General features: G+C 65.3%; 17 protein-coding genes. 10 read left to right on the top strand and 7 right to left on the bottom strand.

What is annotated here, in order from left to right; translation table 11 throughout:
- Positions 1 to 141: 141 nt before the first annotated feature.
- From C4K39_RS05375 to C4K39_RS05365, 3 genes are all read left to right on the top strand, one after another.
- Complete coding sequence (locus tag C4K39_RS05375; protein WP_068583580.1) at positions 142 to 954, top strand: cytochrome C assembly family protein; 813 nt, start codon at positions 142 to 144, stop codon at positions 952 to 954.
- 9 nt (positions 955 to 963) lie between these two features.
- Positions 964 to 2,193, top strand: coding sequence for an HlyC/CorC family transporter (locus C4K39_RS05370; protein ID WP_124345822.1), 1,230 nt, complete (start codon positions 964 to 966; stop codon positions 2,191 to 2,193).
- 283 nt (positions 2,194 to 2,476) lie between these two features.
- Positions 2,477 to 3,793 carry an MFS transporter gene (locus tag C4K39_RS05365; protein ID WP_068583573.1) on the top strand — a complete coding sequence of 439 codons (1,317 nt, stop codon included), beginning with the start codon at positions 2,477 to 2,479 and terminating at the stop codon, positions 3,791 to 3,793.
- Between the two features lie 88 nt (positions 3,794 to 3,881).
- Here C4K39_RS05365 and purT read toward each other — a convergent pair whose 3' ends face one another.
- The 5 genes from purT to C4K39_RS05340 form a co-directional block, all read right to left on the bottom strand.
- On the bottom strand, positions 3,882 to 5,063 hold the full coding sequence (purT, locus tag C4K39_RS05360; protein ID WP_068583570.1) for a formate-dependent phosphoribosylglycinamide formyltransferase: 1,182 nt from the start codon (positions 5,061 to 5,063) through the stop codon (positions 3,882 to 3,884).
- Positions 5,064 to 5,157: 94 nt separating this feature from the next.
- On the bottom strand, positions 5,158 to 5,625 hold the full coding sequence (locus C4K39_RS05355) for a VUT family protein (protein ID WP_068583567.1): 468 nt from the start codon (positions 5,623 to 5,625) through the stop codon (positions 5,158 to 5,160).
- A gap of 100 nt (positions 5,626 to 5,725) precedes the next feature.
- Positions 5,726 to 5,941 (bottom strand): DUF1289 domain-containing protein, encoded by a 216-nt coding sequence (locus tag C4K39_RS05350; protein ID WP_124345821.1) that lies wholly within the window; start codon positions 5,939 to 5,941, stop codon positions 5,726 to 5,728.
- Positions 5,938 to 6,462, bottom strand: coding sequence for a gamma carbonic anhydrase family protein (locus C4K39_RS05345; RefSeq protein ID WP_068583772.1), 525 nt, complete (start codon positions 6,460 to 6,462; stop codon positions 5,938 to 5,940). The genes C4K39_RS05350 and C4K39_RS05345 overlap by 4 nt, the downstream gene beginning before the upstream one ends.
- Positions 6,463 to 6,517: 55 nt before the next feature.
- Positions 6,518 to 7,117, bottom strand: a complete 600-nt coding sequence (locus C4K39_RS05340) for a CoA pyrophosphatase (RefSeq protein WP_068583561.1) — start codon at positions 7,115 to 7,117, stop codon at positions 6,518 to 6,520.
- A 149-nt stretch (positions 7,118 to 7,266) separates the two neighbouring features.
- Here C4K39_RS05340 and C4K39_RS05335 point away from each other — a divergent pair, with 149 nt between their 5' ends.
- The 7 genes from C4K39_RS05335 (at position 7,267) to nagE (ending at position 15,787) form a co-directional block, all read left to right on the top strand.
- The gene (locus C4K39_RS05335; protein ID WP_068583558.1) at positions 7,267 to 7,818 is read left to right on the top strand and encodes an NUDIX hydrolase; all 552 of its coding nucleotides are present in this window, start codon (positions 7,267 to 7,269) and stop codon (positions 7,816 to 7,818) included.
- A 48-nt stretch (positions 7,819 to 7,866) separates the two neighbouring features.
- Positions 7,867 to 8,370, top strand: coding sequence for a L,D-transpeptidase family protein (locus C4K39_RS05330; protein WP_068583555.1), 504 nt, complete (start codon positions 7,867 to 7,869; stop codon positions 8,368 to 8,370).
- Positions 8,371 to 8,640: 270 nt separating this feature from the next.
- The gene (locus tag C4K39_RS05325) at positions 8,641 to 9,372 is read left to right on the top strand and encodes a GntR family transcriptional regulator (protein ID WP_068583552.1); all 732 of its coding nucleotides are present in this window, start codon (positions 8,641 to 8,643) and stop codon (positions 9,370 to 9,372) included.
- Between the two features lie 29 nt (positions 9,373 to 9,401).
- Positions 9,402 to 10,508 (top strand): N-acetylglucosamine-6-phosphate deacetylase, encoded by a 1,107-nt coding sequence (nagA, locus tag C4K39_RS05320; protein WP_124345820.1) that lies wholly within the window; start codon positions 9,402 to 9,404, stop codon positions 10,506 to 10,508.
- The gene (locus C4K39_RS05315) at positions 10,489 to 11,511 is read left to right on the top strand and encodes an SIS domain-containing protein (protein ID WP_124345819.1); all 1,023 of its coding nucleotides are present in this window, start codon (positions 10,489 to 10,491) and stop codon (positions 11,509 to 11,511) included. Before nagA ends, C4K39_RS05315 begins: the two co-directional genes overlap by 20 nt.
- A 28-nt stretch (positions 11,512 to 11,539) precedes the next feature.
- Positions 11,540 to 14,062 carry a phosphoenolpyruvate--protein phosphotransferase gene (gene ptsP / locus C4K39_RS05310; RefSeq protein ID WP_124345818.1) on the top strand — a complete coding sequence of 841 codons (2,523 nt, stop codon included), beginning with the start codon at positions 11,540 to 11,542 and terminating at the stop codon, positions 14,060 to 14,062.
- Positions 14,063 to 14,080: 18 nt separating this feature from the next.
- Positions 14,081 to 15,787 carry an N-acetylglucosamine-specific PTS transporter subunit IIBC gene (gene nagE, locus C4K39_RS05305; RefSeq protein ID WP_124345817.1) on the top strand — a complete coding sequence of 569 codons (1,707 nt, stop codon included), beginning with the start codon at positions 14,081 to 14,083 and terminating at the stop codon, positions 15,785 to 15,787.
- 75 nt (positions 15,788 to 15,862) lie between these two features.
- Here nagE and C4K39_RS05300 read toward each other — a convergent pair whose 3' ends face one another.
- Both C4K39_RS05300 and purL read right to left on the bottom strand, forming a co-directional pair.
- The gene (locus tag C4K39_RS05300) at positions 15,863 to 16,174 is read right to left on the bottom strand and encodes a YqfO family protein (protein WP_068583537.1); all 312 of its coding nucleotides are present in this window, start codon (positions 16,172 to 16,174) and stop codon (positions 15,863 to 15,865) included.
- A gap of 4 nt (positions 16,175 to 16,178) precedes the next feature.
- A complete protein-coding gene (gene purL / locus C4K39_RS05295) occupies positions 16,179 to 20,075 on the bottom strand; it encodes a phosphoribosylformylglycinamidine synthase (RefSeq protein WP_124345816.1) in 3,897 nt (1,298 codons plus the stop codon).
- Between the last annotated feature and the right edge of the window lie 19 nt (positions 20,076 to 20,094).

Here is a 20,094-nt window from a genome sequence, read left to right as displayed (position 1 = left end):
GATGAGCCCGCGGCGTGGGCAGGTCGCGGATTATAGCGAAGACTGTGCGTGGCGCACACCTCGCCGTCTGCTCGCGTGGTCTTTCAGGGCTCTGGGTTCTATGCCAAACTCAACGACTTTCGGGCTTGCCTAACAGGATTTATGCTCCCCTTGTCACCCAGCTTGCTACCCACCCTCGCCGCCGCCATCCTTTATGCCGCTGCGACCCTCTATCAAGGCTCCCGCCTGGCCACAGGCGCCAAGGCGAACAAGCGCCTGCTGGTTACGCTTGGCGTCCTGGCCCTGGTGGCCCATGGCGTCAGCCTGCTGACCCACTTGCTGACCCCGGTCGGCCTGGGCCTGGACTTCTTCAGCGCTGCCAGCCTGATCGCCGCTGCCGTCATTGCCCTGACCTTGCTGGCCTGCTGGCGGATTCCCGTGGAGAACCTGCTGGTACTGCTGTTCCCCCTGGGCGCCCTGACAGCCCTGCTGGCGCAGTTCGTACCGACCGGCACAGTACCGGTGATCGACGAAGAACCGGGCATCCTGGCCCATATCCTGCTCTCGATTCTGGCCTACGGCATGTTCACCATCGCGGTGTTCCAGGCCTTGCTCCTGCTGGTACAGGACCATCAACTGAAGAACAAGCACCCTTCCGGGCTGATCAAGAATTTCCCTCCCCTGCAGACCATGGAGAGCCTGCTGTTCGGTTTCCTCTGGGCCGGGTGGACCCTGCTGTCGCTATCACTGATATCCGGCTGGCTGTTCGTCGAAAACCTGTTCGCCCAGCACCTGGTCCACAAGACCTTGCTCGCCTGCCTGGCCTGGGTGGTGTTCAGCGTATTGCTCTGGGGTCGCACCCGCCTGGGCTGGCGCGGGCACAAGGCGATCCGCTGGACCCTGGCCGGCTTCTGCCTGCTGATGCTGGCGTACTTCGGCAGCAAGCTGGTCCGCGAATACATCCTGCATATCTGACCACCGGCCATGACCGACTCCCTGCCCACCGGCCCGATGCTCGCAGTAATCGCCCTGCTGATCGTCTGGTCGGGACTGTTCACCGCCATCGATGCCGCCCAGCTGCACCTGCTGGCCCTGCGCAGCAGCTCGCGCTCGGGTGACAAAGCAGCAGCCCGACTGGCCTTCCCCAAGGAAAGCCTGATCCTGTGCAACACCCTGTGCCGGGTGCTGGCGGTCATCATCAGTACCTTGCTGGCCCTGTTTTACTGGACAGAGAACGGCCCGTGGCTAGCCTGCCTGGCCAGCACCTGCGGCCTGCTGGTATTGGCCGAGTACCTGCCGCGAGCCGTGGCCGTGCGCTATCCGGAGGGCACCCTGAGCTTCGGCAACGGCCTGCTCGCCATCCCCATGAAGTTCGTCTACCCCCTGGCCTGGCTGCTCGACGCCATTGGCCAACTGCTGCTGCGTCCCTTCGCCAGCAAGGCCAGTGTGGTCAAGCACAGCGATGACGACCCCGCCCTGCTGGACGACGAGCCGGCTCCCCAGGAACAGCACGCACTGCCCGGCATCCACGCCTTGGACAACATCACCGTCAACGACATCCTGGTGCCCCGCAGCGAAGTCGACGGCATCAACCTGGACGAGCCGATCGAGCAGATCATCACCCAGCTGCGCCTGAACCGGCGTACCCGCCTGCCGGTGTTCCACAGCGATATCAACCAGGTCGAGGCGGTGCTCAATACCCGCCAGATCCGCCACTTGCTGCCCGACGCCAGCCTGACCAAGGAAGCGCTGCTGGCGGCCTGCCACGAACCCTATTTCGTTCCCGAAAGCACCCCGCTGCAATTGCAGCTGCTCAACTTCCACAAGCAGCAGCGACGCCTGGGCATGGTGGTGGACGAATACGGCGAAGTGCAGGGCATCGTGACCCTGGAAGACATCCTGGAAGAGATCGTCGGCGAATTCGAAAGCGAGCACAGCCTCGACAACCCGCACATCCACCCCCAGGCCGATGGCCGCTATGTGGTGGAGGGCGCCGCCTCGATCCGTGAGCTGAACAAGAGCCTGGGCTGGCACCTGCCCAGCGATGGCCCCAAGACCCTCAACGGCCTGGTCACCGAAGCCCTGGAAACCATTCCCGACAGCGCCGTGTGCCTGAAGATCGGCCGCTACCGCCTGGAAATCCTCGAGACCGAGGAAAACCGTGTCAGCCGGGTACTGATCTGGCACACCAGCAGCGTTCCCTCCATCCGCTGACCACTGCACCAAGCGCCACCGAGCCCGCCTTCAGGGCAGGCCTATCCAGCCGGAAACACCCGCGACAAGTCCTTGTTGGATCGTTAGCAGCCTTTCTATAATCGCAACGCTTACCCAAGCCCCGCAGCCCCGCGTGCTACCCGCACCCTGCGAGATCCTGCACATACCCGCATACCGTTCGACGTCGCTCCCATCCCGAGCACGCCCGCACCAAACCCACATCCCTGGGTGCTCGACCATAATAATTCGCTCCACTGGAGCAATGACTGTCAGGGATATCCGCATGACGACCAGCACGACCTACAGCACCGGCGCGACCGACCATCCCGGCAACTCCGCCAGCCGGGTGGCCACGGCCAGCTTCATCGGCACCGCCATCGAGTTCTACGACTTCTATGTCTACGCCACCGCCGCCGCGCTGGTGATTGGCCCGGTGTTCTTTCCCCAGAGCTCCGGTACCGCCCAGATGCTCTCGGCATTCCTCACCTTCGGTATCGCCTTCCTGGCCCGCCCCCTGGGCTCGGCACTGTTCGGCCACTTCGGCGACCGGATCGGCCGCAAGTCGACCCTGGTGGCCTCGCTGCTGCTGATGGGCATCTGCACCACCCTGATCGGCGTGCTGCCGGGCTACGACAGCATCGGCGCCTGGGCCCCGATCCTGCTGTGCCTGCTGCGCTTCGGCCAGGGCCTGGGCTTGGGTGGCGAATGGGGCGGCGCGGCGCTGCTGGCTACCGAAAACGCCCCACCTGGCAAGCGCGCCTGGTTCGGCATGTTCCCGCAACTGGGGCCGTCCATTGGTTTCCTGGCCGCCAACGGGTTGTTCCTGGGCCTGGCCATGGGCCTGGACGACCAGCAGTTCCGGGCCTGGGGCTGGCGCATTCCGTTCCTGCTCAGCGCGGCGCTGGTGATGGTCGGGCTCTATGTGCGCCTCAAGCTGCATGAAACCCCGGTCTTCGCCAACGCCGTGGCCCGCCAGGAGCGGGTGAAGCTGCCACTGATCGAGCTCTTCAGCCAATACTGGCTGCCGGTGCTGCTGGGCGCCGCCGCCATGGTGGTGTGCTACGCGCTGTTCTATATCTCCACAGTGTTTTCCCTGAGCTACGGCGTATCGACCCTGGGCTACAGCCGGGAAACCTTCCTCGGCCTGCTGTGCTTCGCCGTACTGTTCATGGCTGCCGCTACGCCCCTGGCGGCCTGGGCCAGCGATCGCTTCGGGCGCAAGCCCGTGCTGGTCGTCGGCGGCATCCTGGCGATCCTCTCGGGCTTCGCCATGGAACCGCTGCTGACCCAGGGCTCCACCGCCGGGGTGGCGCTGTTCCTGTGCATCGAGCTGTTCCTGATGGGGGTGACCTTCGCGCCGATGGGCGCCCTGCTGCCGGAACTGTTCCCCACCCATGTGCGCTACACCGGCGCTTCGGCGGCTTACAACCTGGGAGGAATCGTCGGCGCCTCGGCCGCTCCGTTCTTCGCCCAGAAACTGGTGGCGATGGGCGGCTTGAGCTGGGTCGGGGGATATGTCTCGGGGGCGGCGATCCTGAGCCTGATCGCGGTGTTGTGCCTGAAGGAAACCCGTAACAACGACCTGAATCAGGTCGGCTGACGGGACATCATCGCGGGCAAGTCGGATCACCGCTCGCTCCTGCAGGTCGGCGCAACCTGGCAGGAGCGAGGCTTGCCCGCGGATGTTTTTACAGTTCTACAACGACTGCCTGGGAGGCGCGGGTTGCCTTGGCGCGGGCAGCTTCGATGGACTCATCACGAGCCAGGGCCACGCCCATGCGCCGCTGACCGTTGACTTCCGGCTTGCCGAACAGGCGCAGCGCGGTATCCGGCTCGCTCAGGGCAACGCCCAGGTTGGCGAATGCGGTTTGGGTGGACTTGCCCTCCACCAGGATCACCGCCGAGGCCGAGGGGCCGAACTGACGAATCAGCGGGATCGGCAGGCCGAGGATGGCCCGTGCGTGCAGGGCGAACTGCGACAGGTCCTGGGAGATCAGGGTCACCAGGCCAGTGTCATGGGGCCGTGGCGACACTTCGCTGAACCACACCTGGTCGCCCTTGATGAACAGCTCCACACCGAACAACCCGCGCCCACCCAGGGCCTCGGTCACGGCCTTGGCAACCCGCTCGGACTCGGCCAGGGCCTTCGGGCTCATGGCCTGGGGCTGCCAGGACTCCTGGTAATCGCCCTTCTCCTGGCGATGGCCCACGGGCGCGCAGAACGTGGTGCCGCCCACATGACGTACGGTCAGCAGGGTGATTTCGTAGTCGAAGTCGATGAAGCCCTCGATGATCACCCGGCCCTTGCCGGCCCGACCGCCTTCCTGGGCATAGTCCCAGGCCTTCTGCACATCATCGGCGCTGCGCAGCAGGCTCTGGCCCTTGCCCGAGGAGCTCATTACCGGCTTGACCACGCACGGGAAACCCAGGTCCTGCACGGCCTTGCTGTAGTCCTCGAAGGTATCGGCGAAGTGGTATGGCGAGGTCGGCAGGTCCAGCTCTTCAGCGGCCAGGCGCCGGATGCCTTCGCGGTTCATGGTCAGCTGGGTGGCCCGGGCGGTCGGAATCACGGTGAAGCCTTCGGCTTCCAGCTCCACCAGGGTCGCCGTGGCGATGGCTTCGATTTCCGGCACGATGAAGTGCGGCTTTTCCGCCTCGATCACGGCACGCAGGGCTGCGCCGTCGAGCATGTTGATCACGTGGCTGCGATGGGCCACCTGCATCGCCGGGGCATTGGCGTAGCGGTCCACGGCAATCACTTCGACGCCCAGGCGCTGCAGCTCGATCACCACCTCCTTGCCCAACTCACCACAGCCACAAAGCAAGACGCGGGTCGCGGTTGGCGACAATGGAGTTCCGATACGAGTCATCTGAAGGTCCTCAAGGAAGCGGATCATCGAAGGCCGAGCGCCAGGCTGGCAACCCGGGAAAGCGCGGCATTTTACATGAACCGTGGCCTTTGGCTCAGCCGGCGCACGCCGCTTTGCGCAAACGCCAGGCCATGGCCAGCCACACCACCGTGACCCCGGCGAACTTCGAGGCCAGGGCAGTGAGGATCACCCCAGGAGTCAGGGCATCGATCAAACCGAAGAAAATGAAGGTATCCAGGGGGATGCTCAGCGCCGAGCTGATCCACAGCCGATCGTGCAGGGGACGCTTGGTGATGCTGAACACCAGCCAGTCGATGCATTCGGAGACCGCGAATGCCGTGGCGCTGGCCAGGGCGATGGCGGGGTCGGAAGTCACATAGGACAACACCAGGGCCGCCAGCATGGCGATGATGGCGCCGTGGCCGAAGCGGGTCTGCACCATGTCGCGCAGGACGAACACCAGTCCACCCCAGGCCGACCAAATGATGTCCAGGTGCGGGGCGGTGGAAAAGGCGTAGTTGATCAGCACGACACTGCTGATATAGGCGATCAGATAGAGCATGGGGGCCAAGAAGTCGCTGTCAGGAAGGTGTACAGGTTACTTCAGGCTCGGGGATTGGGCCAAGAAAGTCCTCGACTCCCGACAAGGCTTGCGCAACCGATCAGTTGCCTGCCTCGGCCCCCGCCAGCCACAACAACCCGCTGTCCTTGGCCCGCTCATGGCAGCGGGCCAATACGCTACGCCGCTCGGTATTGTCCATGCGACCCCAACGGGTAATCTCGTCCACCGTGCGCTGGCAACCGATGCAGATGTCCTGCTCGTCCAGGGCGCAAATATTCACGCAGGGCGAGGCGACGGGTTTCTCCACAAGGCTCATGATTCCTGCTCGACCAGGTCCCGGGCATAGCGCTGGGCATTGTGTACGTAATGGGCGGCGCTGGCCTCGAGCATGCGCTTCTGCGGCTCGGTGAGTTCGCGCACAACCTTGCCCGGCGACCCCATGACCAGCGATCCATCGGGAATCTCCTTGCCCTCGCCGATCAGCGAGTTGGCGCCGATGATGCAGTTCTTGCCGATCTTCGCGCCGTTGAGGACCACCGCGTTGATGCCGATCAGGCTGTAGTCGCCCACGGTGCAGCCATGCAGCATGGCGTTGTGGCCGATGGTCACCCCGGTGCCGATGGTCAGCGGGAACCCCATGTCGGTGTGCATCACGGTGCCGTCCTGGACGTTGCTGTGCTTGCCGATCAGGATCAGCTCGTTATCGCCACGCAGCACGGCGTTGAACCACACGTTGGCCCCCTCCTCCAGCTTGACCTTGCCCACCAGCGTGGCGTTCGGGGCGACCCAGCTCTGTGGATGGGTTTCTACTCGGGCATCGCCCAGGCGATATTTCATCTTGTTGTCCTCATGGCTCAGGCAGCCGTGGGTGAGTGCCATACGTGCGATGGCTTCAGAGGGTGACGGAGTTCTTCGGTGGGTGACGCAGGCTGATCCCGGCGTCATACAACAGGTTGACCAGCTCGACGATCATGATCGCGGTCAGCCCCCAGATCTTGAAGTCGCCGAAACGATAGCTGGGAACGTACCAGCTGCGTCCCTGGTAGTCGATGCGATGGGTATGCTCCCGAGGGTCCTGGCGAAAGAATTCCAGGGGGACATTGAAGACCGCAGCGATCTCGGCGTCGTTGGCGCGGTACTCGACGAAATCGGGGATCACTCCGACATACGGCGTAACCTTGAGCCCATGCTTGGAGATCAGCGGGCTCAGGGGGCCGATGATCTCCACCAGGCCTGGGGGCAATCCGATCTCTTCCTCCGCCTCACGCAGGGCGGTGAACACCAGGTCCGGGTCCTCCGGATCGCGTCGCCCGCCGGGAAACGCCACCTCTCCGCCATGGGTCGAAAGCCCGCTGGCGCGCAGGGTCAGCACCAGCTCCGGCTCATCGCTGCGGGTGATGGGCACCAGCACGGCAGCCTCGGGAAAACGTCGATCGGTCTCCAATGTACGCGGCGTGTAATGACTTACCCGATGAAGTAGCTCGTCCAGCATGAGGCATCTCGATCTGTTGGCTACCGAGCATCATGCACCAATCCCGGCAACGGCCCAACCCCCGTTCCTGGGGCATGTCGCGGAACGACAACTTGCCGACGACAGGCCTCGCGCGCCAAGATAGCCGCAGCCTTTTCCGGACAGCCTCGATGAAATTTTGCAGCCAGTGCGGCAACCCGGTGACCCAGCGCATTCCCGAAGGCGACTCGCGCCTGCGCTTTGTCTGCGATCACTGCCAGACCATCCATTACCAGAACCCCAATATCGTCGCCGGCTGCCTGGCCACCTGGGAAGGCAAGGTCTTGCTGTGCCGCCGGGCCATCGAGCCGCGACTGGGCTACTGGACCCTGCCGGCCGGCTTCATGGAGAACGGCGAGACCGTGGAGCAGGGAGCCGTGCGTGAAACCTACGAGGAAGCCTGCGCCCGTGTGCGCGACTTGAGCTTCTATACCCTGATCGACGTCCCGCATATCAGCCAGGTGCATGTGTTCTTTCGCGCAGAGCTGGCCGACCTGGATTTTGCCGCCGGCCCCGAGAGCCTTGAAGTGCGCTTGTTCGATGAAACCGACATCCCTTGGTCCGAGCTGGCTTTTCGCACTGTCAGCCGTACCTTAGAATGCTTCTTCGCTGACCGGCAGGCCGGCACCTTCCAAGTGCGCACCGAATCCATCCCGCCGCTGGCCCAGCCTGCCATCAGTTAAACAATAATCGTGCACGGGACCCCGTGCGCGCCTGGGGATATCGTGTCAATGCGCTGGTTGCTTGCCCTGCTGTGCTGTTCCTTTGTCGCTGTTTCCCAGGCCTCCACGGTGGAAACCCTCGACGGCAAGGTCATCGAGAAAGTCCTGGTACTCAAGTCCGCCCATCAACTGCAGTTGATCAATGACGGCAAACCGCTGAAGACCTATCGCATCTCCCTGGGCAAGAAACCCAAGGGGCCCAAGCTCATGGAAGGCGACAAGCGCACGCCCGAGGGCCTGTACTGGCTCGACTGGCGCAAGACCAGCGACCGTTACTACCTGGCCATGCACATCTCCTACCCGAACATCAGCGACGCTGCCCGCTCCCGGCGCGAGGGCGTGCCTCCCGGCGGCATGATCATGATCCACGGCACCCCGGACACCGAAGAATTCCCCGAGCAGTACTTCCATACCCTGGACTGGACCGACGGCTGCATCGCCATGCGTAACGTCGACATGCGCGAGATCTGGGGCCTGGTCAAGGACGGCACCATGATCGAGATTCGCCCTTAACCCGCCTCCTGCAAAAAATATTTTCCCCCGCACGTAAAAACCGCACGCCCATACCACTTCGCGACCCGCCCCGGGTCGCCCCCTGGCTTTTGGCCCTTGCTGCCAGACCTGCCTAATACCACTTCGATCCTTTATGCTCGCCAGCACCTCGACAGTGCCCGCCACAGTGCGCTCACAGCGGACCAGTGGCGTTGACATGGTATTTAAGTGGTATTAGTTTTTCGGCACTACCGAGCGACAACAACCTATAACCGCATCGGAAACCTGATCATGAACCAGCTGCTGAACCTGCGCCCGGACGACACCCAACCCACCCCGCTGTACCTGCAACTGGCCCGCAACCTGGAAGCGGCGATTCATGCTGGCCAGTGGAAAGCCGAGCAGGCCCTTCCCTCCGAGCGCAACCTCAGCGAACTGCTGGGCATTTCCCGAGTGACTGCGCGCAAGGCCCTGGAAGTGCTCTTCGAGCAGGGGCTGATCCGACGCAACCAGGGTTCAGGGACCTTTATCACCCCACGCCTGGAACAACCGCTGTCGCGGCTTTCCGGCTTCAGTGAAATGCTGCGCCTCAAGGGCTTCGTGCCCGGCTCCCAATGGCTGGAACGCACCATCACGCCCCCCACCCACGAAGAACTGATTCGCCTCGGCCTGTCGCCCAACGACAAGGTGGCGCGCCTCAAGCGCCTGCGCAAAGCCGACGACGTGGTGATGGCGATCGAGATGAGCACCCTGCCGGCCAGCATCATTGCCCGCCCGGAAGCGGTGGGCGACTCCCTGTACGAATACCTCGATGGCATCAAGCGCCCCGTGGTACGGGCGCTGCAGCACATCCAGGCGATCAATGCCTCGGACGAGTTCGCCAGCCTGGTGGGCATCGCCCCCGGCACCGCCATGCTGCTGATGACCCGGGTCGGCTACCTGGAGGACAACACCCCGATCGAGGTCACCGATACCTACTGCCGCAACGACTACTACGACTTCGTCGCCGAACTGCGACGCTGAACCAGTCTCCAGGAATCCGAGAAACGCCCATGTCCGAAGCCAACATACTCACGCCCCAAGGCTGGATCCGCGGCCACCTGATCCACCATGAAGGCAAGGTGACTGCCATCGATGGCAGCCCCTGCGATCCGGCGGACAACGACCTGCCCTACCTGCTGCCCGGTTTTATCGACCTGCATGTGCACGGCGGTGGCGGCAAGGACATCATGCAGGGCAGCGAAGCCTTCGAGACCATCGCCCGCACCCATATGCGCTTCGGCACCACCTCGTTGCTGGCCACCACCATGACCGCGCCCAGTGCGGAAATCCGCGATGTGCTGGAACAGCTCGGCCGGTATGCCCGGCAGCGGCCGGCTGGGTCCGCCCGGGTCCTGGGTGTGCATCTGGAAGGCCCCTACATCAACCCCGGCAAGCTGGGCGCCCAGCCGAACTTCGCCCATACCGCGCTGTTGAGCGAAATCGAGCAGTACCTGGAACTGGCACCGATCCGGGTGATCACCATCGCGCCGGAAGTAGCGGGCCACAACGATCTGATCCGGGCCCTGAGCGCACGCGGGATACGCATGCAGATCGGCCACACCCTGGGCAGCTATGAAGAAGGCGTGGCCGCCATGGCCGCCGGCGCCACCAGCTTCACCCACCTGTACAACGCCATGAGCCCGCTGCATCACCGCGAGCCGGGGATCGTCGGTGCGGCCCTGGCCCATGCCCAGTACGCCGAGCTGATCCCCGACCTCTTGCATGTACATCCCGGGGCAATGCGCGTGGCCCTGCGCTCGATCCCATGCCTGTACTGCGTCACCGATTCCACCGCTGCCGCGGGCATGCCCGACGGCGAGTACAAGCTGGGCAGCCACACCGTGACCAAGTGCCTGGGTGGCGTGCGCCTGCCGGATGGCACCCTGGCCGGTAGCACCCTGACCATGGACCAGGCGCTACGCAACCTGGTGAAGATCGGCCTGCCCCTGGCGGACGCCTCGCAGCGCCTGTCGCAATTTCCCGCCGACTACCTCGGCCTCCCCGAACGCGGCCGCCTGCAACCTGGCAGTTGGGCCGACAGCGTGCGCCTGGACCGCGCACTCAAACTGACCGCCGTCATGGTCGAAGGAGAAGAGCTTGACTTCCAAGATGCTTGAAGAGGCGCTGTCCTCGCACACCGCCGTGAGCAACCAGCTACAGCACCTGGAGCCGTCGCTGGTGGAGGTGGCCGGTCGCCTGCGACGCCAACCGCCGCAAGTGGCGATGACCGTGGCCCGGGGCAGCTCCGACCATGCCGCCAGTTATTTCGCCTACCTGACCATGCAGCATGCGGGTATCCCGGTGGCGTCACTGCCGATGTCGGTGGTCACCATGCAGCAAGCGCCACTGCGGGTCAGCGGCCAGGCGGTCTTCGCCTTCTCCCAGTCGGGCCAAAGCCCGGACCTGGTGAACAGCGTGCGCCTGCTGCGCAAGCGCGGCGCCCTCACCGTCGGCCTGGTCAATGCGCCGAACAGCCCACTGGAAGCGGCCAGCGAATTCGCCCTGCCGCTGTATGCCGGCACCGAACAGAGTGTCGCCGCCACCAAGAGCTTCATCGCCACCCTCAGCGCCAGCGCGCGCCTGATCGGCCACTGGAATGAGGACGCACACCTGCTGGAAGCCGGGCTGGCCCTGCCCGAAGGCCTGGAGCAGGCTGCCACCCAGGACTGGAGCCCGGCCATCGCGGCCCTGCGCGACTGCCAGCGGCTGATGGTGATCGGCCGCGGAGCAGGCTTTGCCATCGCCCAGGAGGCCGCGCTCAAGCTCAAGGAAACCTCGGCGATCCAGGCCGAAGCCTTCAGCAGCGCCGAAGTCCGCCATGGCCCGATGGCCCTGATCGAGCACGACTACCCGCTGTTGGTGTTCGCCCCACGCGGGGCGGAACAGGGCGGCCTGCTAAGCCTGGCCGCCGACATGCGCCAGCGCGGCGCCAAGGTACTGCTGGCCGCACCGGACGATATCCAGGAACGGGACCTGCCGCTGTGCCTGGCGAACCACCCGGCGCTGGACCCGATCCTGGCGATCCAGAGTTTCTATGTCATGGCCGCTGGCCTGGCCGAGGCCCGCCGCATGGACCCCGACCAGCCACGGCACCTGAGCAAAGTGACCCGCACTCACTAAGCCCCCCTTGATCGATGAGTACTGCGCCATGCACAACAACAATAATGACCTGACGCTCAGTGCCCCACTCAGTGGGCCCGTACTGCCACTGCGTAGCGTTCCCGACCCGGTGTTCGCCAGCGGAGCCATGGGCGACGGGATCGCCATCGACCCGCTCAACGACACCCTGCACGCCCCTTGCCCTGGCGTGGTAATCCAGGTCGCCCGGACCGGGCACGCCGTGACCCTGCGCGCCGACAACGGCGCACAGTTACTGCTGCACCTGGGCCTGGACACCGTCGAGCTACAAGGCGAAGGCTTCGAGTTGCTGGTCCAGGAGGGTCAGCGCGTCAACGCCGGCCAACCCCTGCTGCGCTTCGACCTGGACTATGTCGCGCAGCACTGCCGGAGCCTGATCAGCGTGCTGATCCTGACCAACAGCGAGGGTTTCGACCAGCGTCCGCTGAGCCTGGGTACCGTCAAGGTCGGCGAACCGCTGCTGCATATCACACAGCGCAACCAGGCCCCTACACACGCAACTGCCGCCCCGGACTCGGCAGAACAGGCCAGCGCCCGGGTCCGGGTTGCCCACCGCGGCGGCCTGCATGCGCGTCCCGCGGCCCTGGTCCGTCAATGCGCCGCCGGCTTCGCCAGCCAATCGCAGCTGAGCTTCAAGGACAAGAGTGCCCCCTGCACCAGCCTGGTAGCCCTGATGGGCCTGGGCATCGGCGAACAGGATGAAGTGCAGGTCAGCTGCCAGGGCGCCGATTGCCAGGCCGCCTTGCAGGCGCTGCTCAAGACCCTAGGCACGGCGCTGGAGAGCGACGCCCACCCGGCGCCTGCCGCACTCGCGTCCAGCATCCGGCGCCCCGCTGAAGATGGCGTACTGCATGGGGTCTGTGCCGCGCCAGGGCTGATCGCCGGCCCGTTGCTGCGGCTTAAGGCCATGCAGTTGCCGGAAGACCTTGGCCAGCACCCGCCTGATGAACAGCGCCAAGCCTTGGAGAAAGCCCTGGACCAGGTACGCGCCGATATCCGCCAGACCCTGGATCAGGCTCGCCAGCGTCGGGACCAGGAAGAACAGGACATCTTCAACGCCCACCTGGCCCTGCTGGAAGACCCGACCCTGCTGGACGCCGCCCACGCCGCCATCGCCCAGGGCCGGGCCGCCACCCACGCCTGGAGCGCGGCGATCGCCGAGCAGTGCCAGGTGCTGCAAAGCCTGGATAACCCCTTGCTGGCTGAGCGCACCAACGATCTGCGCGACCTGCAACAGCGGGTGCTGCGGGCCTTGCTGGGCGAAATCTGGCACTACGATCTGCCGCCCGGGGCGCTGGTCGCCGCCGAAGAACTGACCCCCTCGGACCTGCTGCAACTGAGCGCCCAGGGCGTAGCCGGCCTGTGCATGGCTGCCGGCGGCGCGACCTCCCATGTGGCGATCCTGGCCCGGGGCAAGGGCCTGCCGTGCCTGGTGGCCCTGGGCCAGGAAGTCCTGCACCTGGAAAACGGTCGCCAGGTGGTGCTGGATGCCGACGGCGGGCGCCTGGAACTTGTGCTCGATCCGCAACGCCTGCAACAGGTACAGGAGGCCCATCGGGCCCGCTTGCAACGTCGCGCCTTGCAGCAACAGCAGGCCGCACAGCCGGCCCTGACCCGTGACGGCACGGCGATAGAGGTCGCGGCCAACGTGGCCTCCAGCGACGAGGCTCGGGAGGCCTGCCAGGGCGGTGCCGACGGCATCGGCCTGCTGCGCACCGAATTCCTGTTCGTCGACCGCCAGCACGCACCAAACGAAGCGGAACAGCGCCAGGCCTACCAGGACGTGCTGGATGCCATGGGCGACAAACCGGTGATCATCCGCACCATCGATGTGGGCGGCGACAAGCAGCTGGACTACCTGCCACTGCCGGCCGAGGCCAACCCGGTGCTGGGCCTGCGCGGCATCCGCCTGGCCCAGGCCCGCCCCGAACTACTGGACCAGCAACTGCGGGCCCTGTTGCAAGTCTCGCCGGTGGCACGCTGCCGGATCATGCTGCCAATGGTCACCGAGGTGGCCGAGCTGCTGCACATCCGCCAGCGCCTTGAGACCCTGGCCAGCGAACTGGGAGTCAGCCAGCACCCGGAGCTGGGGGTGATGATCGAAGTGCCAGCTGCGGCGCTGATGGCCGAACAACTGGCCGAACACGCCGACTTCCTGTCCATCGGCACCAATGACCTGTCCCAATACACCCTGGCCATGGACCGCGACCACGCTGGATTGGCCGCCCGGGTCGACGCCCTGCATCCGGCCCTGCTGCGCCTGATCGCCCAGACCTGCGCCGGGGCTGCACGCCACGGTCGCTGGGTCGGGGTCTGCGGCGCCCTGGCCAGCGATCCGCTCGCGACCCCGGTGCTGATTGGCCTGGGCGTCAGCGAACTGTCGGTCAGCCCGCCGCAGGTCGGGGAAATCAAGGACCGGGTACGCCAGCTGGAGATCAGCCGGTGCCGCCAGCTCAGCCCGACGTTGCTCGACCTGCCGGGTGCTGCCGCGGTCCGCCAGGCCTGCGCGCAGCATTGGCCTCTACAACCATAAGAATCCAGGAGAGACGCCATGTACCAGTACTTCATCGAGGGCCTGCAGCGCCTCGGCCGGGCATTGATGCTGCCCATCGCCATCCTGCCCATCGCCGGCCTGCTGCTGCGCCTGGGTGACACCGACCTGCTGGACATCGCCATCATCCACGATGCTGGCCAGTCGATCTTCGGCAACCTGGCGCTGATCTTCGCCATCGGGATCGCCGTGGGTTTCGCCAAGGACAACAACGGCACCGCCGGCCTGGCCGGAGCGATCGGTTACCTGGTGATGATCTCGACCCTCAAGGTGCTGGACGCCAGCATCAACATGGGCATGCTCGCCGGGATCATCAGCGGGCTGACGGCCGGTGCGCTGTACAACCGCTTCAAGGACATCAAGCTGCCGGAGTACCTGGCGTTCTTCGGTGGCCGGCGCTTCGTGCCCATCGTCACCGGCTTCACCGCCGTGGGCCTGGGGGTGGTGTTCGGCCTGATCTGGCCGCCGATCCAGCATGGCATCAACGGCTTCGGCCAACTGCTGCTGGAAAGCGGCAGCTTCGGCGCCTTTGTCTTCGGCGTGTTCAACCGCCTGCTGATCGTCACCGGCCTGCACCACATCCTCAACAACATGGCCTGGTTCATCTTCGGCAGCTTCACCGATCCGAACACCGGCGCCGTGGTCACCGGCGACCTGACCCGCTATTTTGCCGGCGACCCCAACGGCGGCCAGTTCATGACCGGGATGTTCCCGATGATGCTGTTCGGCCTGCCCGCCGCCTGCCTGGCCATGTACCGCAATGCCCTGCCGGAGCGGCGCAAGGTGATGGGCGGGATCTTCCTGTCCATGGCCCTGACCTCGTTCCTCACCGGGGTCACCGAACCCATCGAGTTCGCCTTCATGTTCCTGGCACCGCTGCTGTACCTGGTGCATGCGCTGCTCACCGGGATGTCCATGGCCCTGACCAACCTGCTGGATATCCACCTGGGCTTCACCTTCTCCGGCGGCGCCATCGACATGGCCCTGGGCTGGGGGCGCTCCACCAATGGCTGGAAGGTGCTGCCGGTAGGCTTGCTGTATGCGGTGATCTACTACCTGGTGTTCGATTTCTGCATTCGTCGCTTCAACCTCAAGACCCCGGGTCGCGAGGACAGCCCCTGCGCCGGCAAGAGCGAGCTGGCCAAAGACCAGCGCGCCAGCGCCTACATCAAGGCCCTGGGCGGCGCCGCTAACCTGATCACCGTGGGCGCCTGCACCACCCGCCTGCGCCTGGAACTGGCCGACCGCGACCTGGCCCGTGACGCCGAGCTCAAGGCCCTGGGTGCCATGGCCGTGGTACGCCCCGGCAAGGGCTGCAGCCTGCAAGTGGTGGTCGGCCCGACCGCCGATAGCATCGCCGATGAAATCCGCCAGGCCCTGCCAACGGCGCCCGTGGTGGCTCCATCCACCGCCCCCGAATCGGCCCCCGCGCCAACCCCGGTTCCTGCACAAGAAGCCCAACAATGGCTCAACGCCCTGGGTGGCCGCGATAACCTGTTGCAACTGGACTGCGTGGCCCTGACCCGCCTGCGGGTCCAACTGAGCAACAGCCAGGGCCTGTCGGAGGCGGCGCTCAGAGGCCTGGGCTGCCAGGGCACTCGGCGCCTGGAAGGGGATGTCTGGCATGTATTGATTGGCGAGAAAGCACTCGGTTTGCAGGCTGCCATGCAAGCGCTGATACCTCGCAAGGTGGGTGCCGGCGCCTGAAGGACTTGCCTGCACGCCCATAAAAAAGCCCGCTGGCCGTTTCCGGTTCAGCGGGCTTTTTGTCTGTGGATAACCTCAGAACTGTTCCAGACGCCAGACCTCGTAGGCCGGAGTCTCGTAGGGATGGCTCTGCTTGAGCGCCATCACCACGTCGCGGATCAGTTCATCGGCCACCACCAGCTCGACTTTCCATTCCTCCACCCGCTCCACCAGGCCGGTCTGCCCGAGGAATGGCTGGCTGCCATCCAGGGGGCGGAACTGGCCCTGGCCGAGCACCTGCCAGGCGCACTGGTCGTAGGCGCCGATGCGTCCGCCACCTGCGGCGAACACGGCGCTCTTGACCTGCTCCACATGGCTGGGAGGCACGAAGAAGCTGAGCTTGTACATTGCCTCAGTTCACCCAGACGCGAGCGTTGCGGAACATGCGCATCCAGCCTGCATCTTCGTTCCAGTCGTCAGGACGCCAGGAGTTCTGCACAGCACGGAATACCCGCTCAGGGTGCGGCATCATGATGGTGACGCGACCGTCGCGGCTGGTAAGGCCGGTGATCCCGCGCGGCGAACCGTTGGGGTTGGCCGGGTAGCGCTCGGTGACCTTGCCGTGGTTGTCGACGAAGCGCAGGGCCACGCAACCGGACAGGTCGGCTTCCAGCAGCGCTTCTTCGCTTTCGAACTCGGCATGGCCTTCGCCGTGGGCGATGGCGATCGGCATCCGCGAACCGGCCATGCCCTGCAGGAAGATCGAGTTCGACTCCTGTACCTGGACCATGGCCACGCGGCCTTCGAATTGCTCGGAGCGGTTGCGCACGAAGTGCGGCCAGAACTCGCTGCCCGGGACCAGCTCGTGCAGGTTGGACATCATCTGGCAACCGTTGCACACACCGAGGGTGAAGGTGTCGTTGCGCTCGAAGAAGCCCTGGAACGCATCGCGGGCACGGCTGTTGAACAATGCCGACTTGGCCCAGCCTTCACCGGCGCCCAGTACGTCACCGTAGGAGAAGCCGCCGCAGGCGACCATGCCCTTGAACTCGTTGAGATCGACACGACCGGCGAGGATATCGCTCATGTGCACGTCGATGGCGTTGAAGCCGGCGCGGTCGAACGCCGCGGCCATTTCCACCTGGCCGTTGACGCCCTGCTCGCGCAGCACTGCCACCTGGGGACGCACACCCTTCTTGATGTAAGGCGCGGCGACGTCCTGGTTGACGTCGAAACTCAGCTTGACGCTCAGGCCCGGGTTGTCTTCCTCCAGCACCACGTCGAACTCCTGCTCGGCGCAGTCGGCGTTGTCGCGCAGGCGCTGGATCTGGTAGCTGGTCTCGGCCCACTGGCGCTGCAGCAGACGACGCTCGCCGGCGAACACGTTCTCGCCGTTGAAGGAGATGTTGATGTGGCCGTTGTTGACCGGCTGGCCGATCACCGCCACGCAGTCGCCCAGGCCAGCGGCGCTGAACTGAGCGAGCACGCCCGGAGTGGCGTCCTGGCGAACCTGGATCAGCGCACCCAATTCCTCGTTGAACAGGATGGCCGGGATATCGGCCGCGCTGGCAGCCAGCGCATCCAGGTTCAGGTTCAGGCCGCAGTGGCCGGCGAAGGCCATTTCCACGGCGCTGGTCAGCAGGCCGCCGTCGGAACGGTCGTGGTAGGCCAGCAGGTGGCCGTCGGCATTGAGGCCCTGGATCACCGCGAAGAAGGCCTTCAGGTCTTCGGCGTCATCGACGTCCGGAGCCTGCTTGCCGATCTTGCCGTGGGTCTGGGCGAGGATCGAGGCGCCCATGCGGTTCTGGCCGCGACCCAGGTCGATCAGGACCAGGTCGGTGGTGCCCTTGTCCATGCGCAGTTGCGGGGTCAGGGTCTGGCGGATGTCGGTGACCGGGGCGAAGCCGGTGACGATCAGCGACAGCGGCGCGGTGACGCTCTTGTCCACGCCCTCTTCGTTCCAGCGGGTGGCCATGGACATGGAGTCCTTGCCCACCGGGATGGTGATGCCCAGCTCCGGGCACAGCTCCATGCCGACAGCCTTGACGGTGTCGTACAGGCGCGCGTCTTCGCCCGGGTGGCCGGCAGCGGACATCCAGTTGGCGGAGAGCTTGATGTCGCTGATCTTGCCGATGCGCGAGGCCGCGAGGTTGGTCAGGGTCTCGCCGATGGCCATGCGCCCGGACGCCGGGGCATCCAGCAGGGCCAGCGGAGTGCGCTCGCCCATGGCCATGGCTTCGCCGGTGTAGACATCGAAGCTGGTGGCGGTGACCGCCACGTCAGCCACCGGTACCTGCCACGGGCCGACCATCTGGTCGCGGGCCACGAGGCCGGTGATGGTGCGGTCGCCAATGGTGATCAGGAAGCTCTTGCTGGCCACAGCCGGGTGATGCAGGACACGCTCGATGCTCTCGGCGACGTCCAGGGTGCTCGGATCGAAATCATCACCCAGCTCGGCTTCGCGAACGGCCGAACGGTGCATGCGCGGGGCCTTGCCCAGCAGCACTTCCAGGGGCATGTCCACCGGGCTGTTGCCGAAGTGGCTGTCGGTCACGGTCAGCTGCGGCTCGGCAGTGGCTTCGCCGACCACCGCGAACGGGCAGCGCTCGCGCTCGCAGATGGCCTTGAAGCGCTCGAAGTCCTCGGCGCCCACCGCCAGGACATAACGTTCCTGGGATTCGTTGGACCAGATCTCGTGCGGGGCCATGCCCGGCTCGTCGTTGGGAATGTTGCGCAGCTCGAAGCGACCGCCACGGCCGCCGTCGTTGACCAGCTCGGGGAAGGCGTTGGACAGGCCGCCGGCACCGACGTCGTGGATGAAGCTGATGGGGTTCTTGTCGCCCAGCTGCCAGCAACGGTCGATGACCTCCTGGCAACGGCGCTCCATTTCCGGGTTCTCACGCTGTACCGAGGCAAAATCCAGGTCCGCCGAACTGGTGCCGGTGGCCATGGAGGAAGCGGCGCCGCCGCCCAGGCCGATGAGCATGGCCGGGCCGCCAAGGACGATCAGCTTGGAGCCGACGGTGATCTCGCCCTTCTGCACGTGTTCGTCACGGATGTTGCCCATGCCGCCAGCCAGCATGATCGGCTTGTGGTAGCCACGCACTTCCTCACCACGGGGGGTGGTGATGGACTGCTCGAAAGTCCGGAAGTAGCCGGTCAGGGCCGGACGGCCGAATTCGTTGTTGAACGCCGCGCCACCCAGCGGGCCCTCGATCATGATGTCCAGGGCGTCGACGATGCGCTCGGGCTTGCCGTACGGCACTTCCCAAGGCTGTTCGAAGCCAGGGATCTGCAGGTTGGAAACGGTGAAACCGGTGAGGCCGGCCTTGGGCTTGGCGCCACGGCCGGTGGCACCTTCGTCGCGGATCTCGCCACCGGAGCCGGTGGATGCGCCAGGGAACGGAGCGATCGCGGTCGGGTGGTTGTGGGTCTCGACCTTCATCAGGATATGCACCGGCTCCTGCACCGCGCCGTACTGGCGGGTCTCGGGATTCGGGAAGAAGCGCCCGGCGACGGAGCCGACGATCACCGCGGCATTGTCCTTGTAGGCCGAGAGCACACCTTCGTTGTGCATCTGGTAGGTGTTCTTGATCATGCCGAACAGGCTTTTTTCCTGGGCCTGGCCGTCAATGTCCCAACTGGCGTTGAAGATCTTGTGGCGGCAGTGCTCGGAGTTGGCCTGGGCGAACATCATCAGTTCGATGTCGTGGGGGTTGCGTGCCAGGCCCTGGAAGGCCGTCATCAGGTAGTCGATTTCATCTTCGGCCAGGGCCAGGCCCAGCTCGCTGTTGGCCTTTTCCAGGGCGGCGCGACCACCACCGAGGATGTCCACGGCGGTCAACGGCTTGGGTTCGGCATGGCTGAACAGGCCGCCGGCCTCTTCGAGGTTGGCCACGACGATCTGGGTCATGCGGTCGTGCAGGGCGCTGGCGATCAGCTGGGCGTCGGCCTCGCTGAACTCGCCCGCTACATAGAAGGCAATACCCCGTTCCAGGCGCTGGACTTTCGCCAGGCCGCAGTTGCGGGCGATGTCGCTGGCCTTGCTCGACCAGGGCGAGATGGTGCCCAAGCGTGGCAGGACCAGGAACAGTCGGCCGGTCGGCTCTTGTACCGGAACGCTGGGGCCGTACTTCAGAAGGCGCGCAAGCACCTGCTGTTCGTCGCCGGTCAGGACGCCGGTAACCTCGGCGAAGTGAGCGAATTCAGCATACAAGCCACTGACAGCCGGTACTTTCTGGCTCAGTTGCTCAAGGAGTTTGCTGTGGCGAAAGGCAGAAAGGGCAGGAGCGCCGCGCAGGATCAACATCTTCGGGACAGCCTCGGGA

Origin of the sequence: Pseudomonas sessilinigenes (assembly GCF_003850565.1) — a bacterium.
In the GTDB taxonomy this organism is placed as follows: domain Bacteria; phylum Pseudomonadota; class Gammaproteobacteria; order Pseudomonadales; family Pseudomonadaceae; genus Aquipseudomonas; species Aquipseudomonas sessilinigenes.
Note: the sequence above shows the minus strand (reverse complement) of the source record. Positions and strands in the feature narration are given on the sequence as shown.

Bases quoted from the DNA above. Each gene is read 5' to 3' on its own strand.
- C4K39_RS05340 (WP_068583561.1), bottom strand. From the start codon at position 7,117: ATGCTGGACGAGCTACTTCATCGGGTAAGTCATTACACGCCGCGTACA.
- C4K39_RS05345 (WP_068583772.1), bottom strand. From the start codon at position 6,462: ATGAAATATCGCCTGGGCGATGCCCGAGTAGAAACCCATCCACAGAGC.
- C4K39_RS05370 (WP_124345822.1), top strand. From the start codon at position 964: ATGACCGACTCCCTGCCCACCGGCCCGATGCTCGCAGTAATCGCCCTG.
- C4K39_RS05365 (WP_068583573.1), top strand. From the start codon at position 2,477: ATGACGACCAGCACGACCTACAGCACCGGCGCGACCGACCATCCCGGC.
- C4K39_RS05355 (WP_068583567.1), bottom strand. From the start codon at position 5,625: ATGCTCTATCTGATCGCCTATATCAGCAGTGTCGTGCTGATCAACTAC.
- C4K39_RS05300 (WP_068583537.1), bottom strand. From the start codon at position 16,174: ATGTACAAGCTCAGCTTCTTCGTGCCTCCCAGCCATGTGGAGCAGGTC.
- C4K39_RS05375 (WP_068583580.1), top strand. From the start codon at position 142: ATGCTCCCCTTGTCACCCAGCTTGCTACCCACCCTCGCCGCCGCCATC.
- C4K39_RS05330 (WP_068583555.1), top strand. From the start codon at position 7,867: ATGCGCTGGTTGCTTGCCCTGCTGTGCTGTTCCTTTGTCGCTGTTTCC.
- purL (WP_124345816.1), bottom strand. From the start codon at position 20,075: ATGTTGATCCTGCGCGGCGCTCCTGCCCTTTCTGCCTTTCGCCACAGC.
- C4K39_RS05325 (WP_068583552.1), top strand. From the start codon at position 8,641: ATGAACCAGCTGCTGAACCTGCGCCCGGACGACACCCAACCCACCCCG.
- purT (WP_068583570.1), bottom strand. From the start codon at position 5,063: ATGACTCGTATCGGAACTCCATTGTCGCCAACCGCGACCCGCGTCTTG.
- C4K39_RS05335 (WP_068583558.1), top strand. From the start codon at position 7,267: ATGAAATTTTGCAGCCAGTGCGGCAACCCGGTGACCCAGCGCATTCCC.
- C4K39_RS05350 (WP_124345821.1), bottom strand. From the start codon at position 5,941: ATGAGCCTTGTGGAGAAACCCGTCGCCTCGCCCTGCGTGAATATTTGC.
- ptsP (WP_124345818.1), top strand. From the start codon at position 11,540: ATGCACAACAACAATAATGACCTGACGCTCAGTGCCCCACTCAGTGGG.
- nagA (WP_124345820.1), top strand. From the start codon at position 9,402: ATGTCCGAAGCCAACATACTCACGCCCCAAGGCTGGATCCGCGGCCAC.
- nagE (WP_124345817.1), top strand. From the start codon at position 14,081: ATGTACCAGTACTTCATCGAGGGCCTGCAGCGCCTCGGCCGGGCATTG.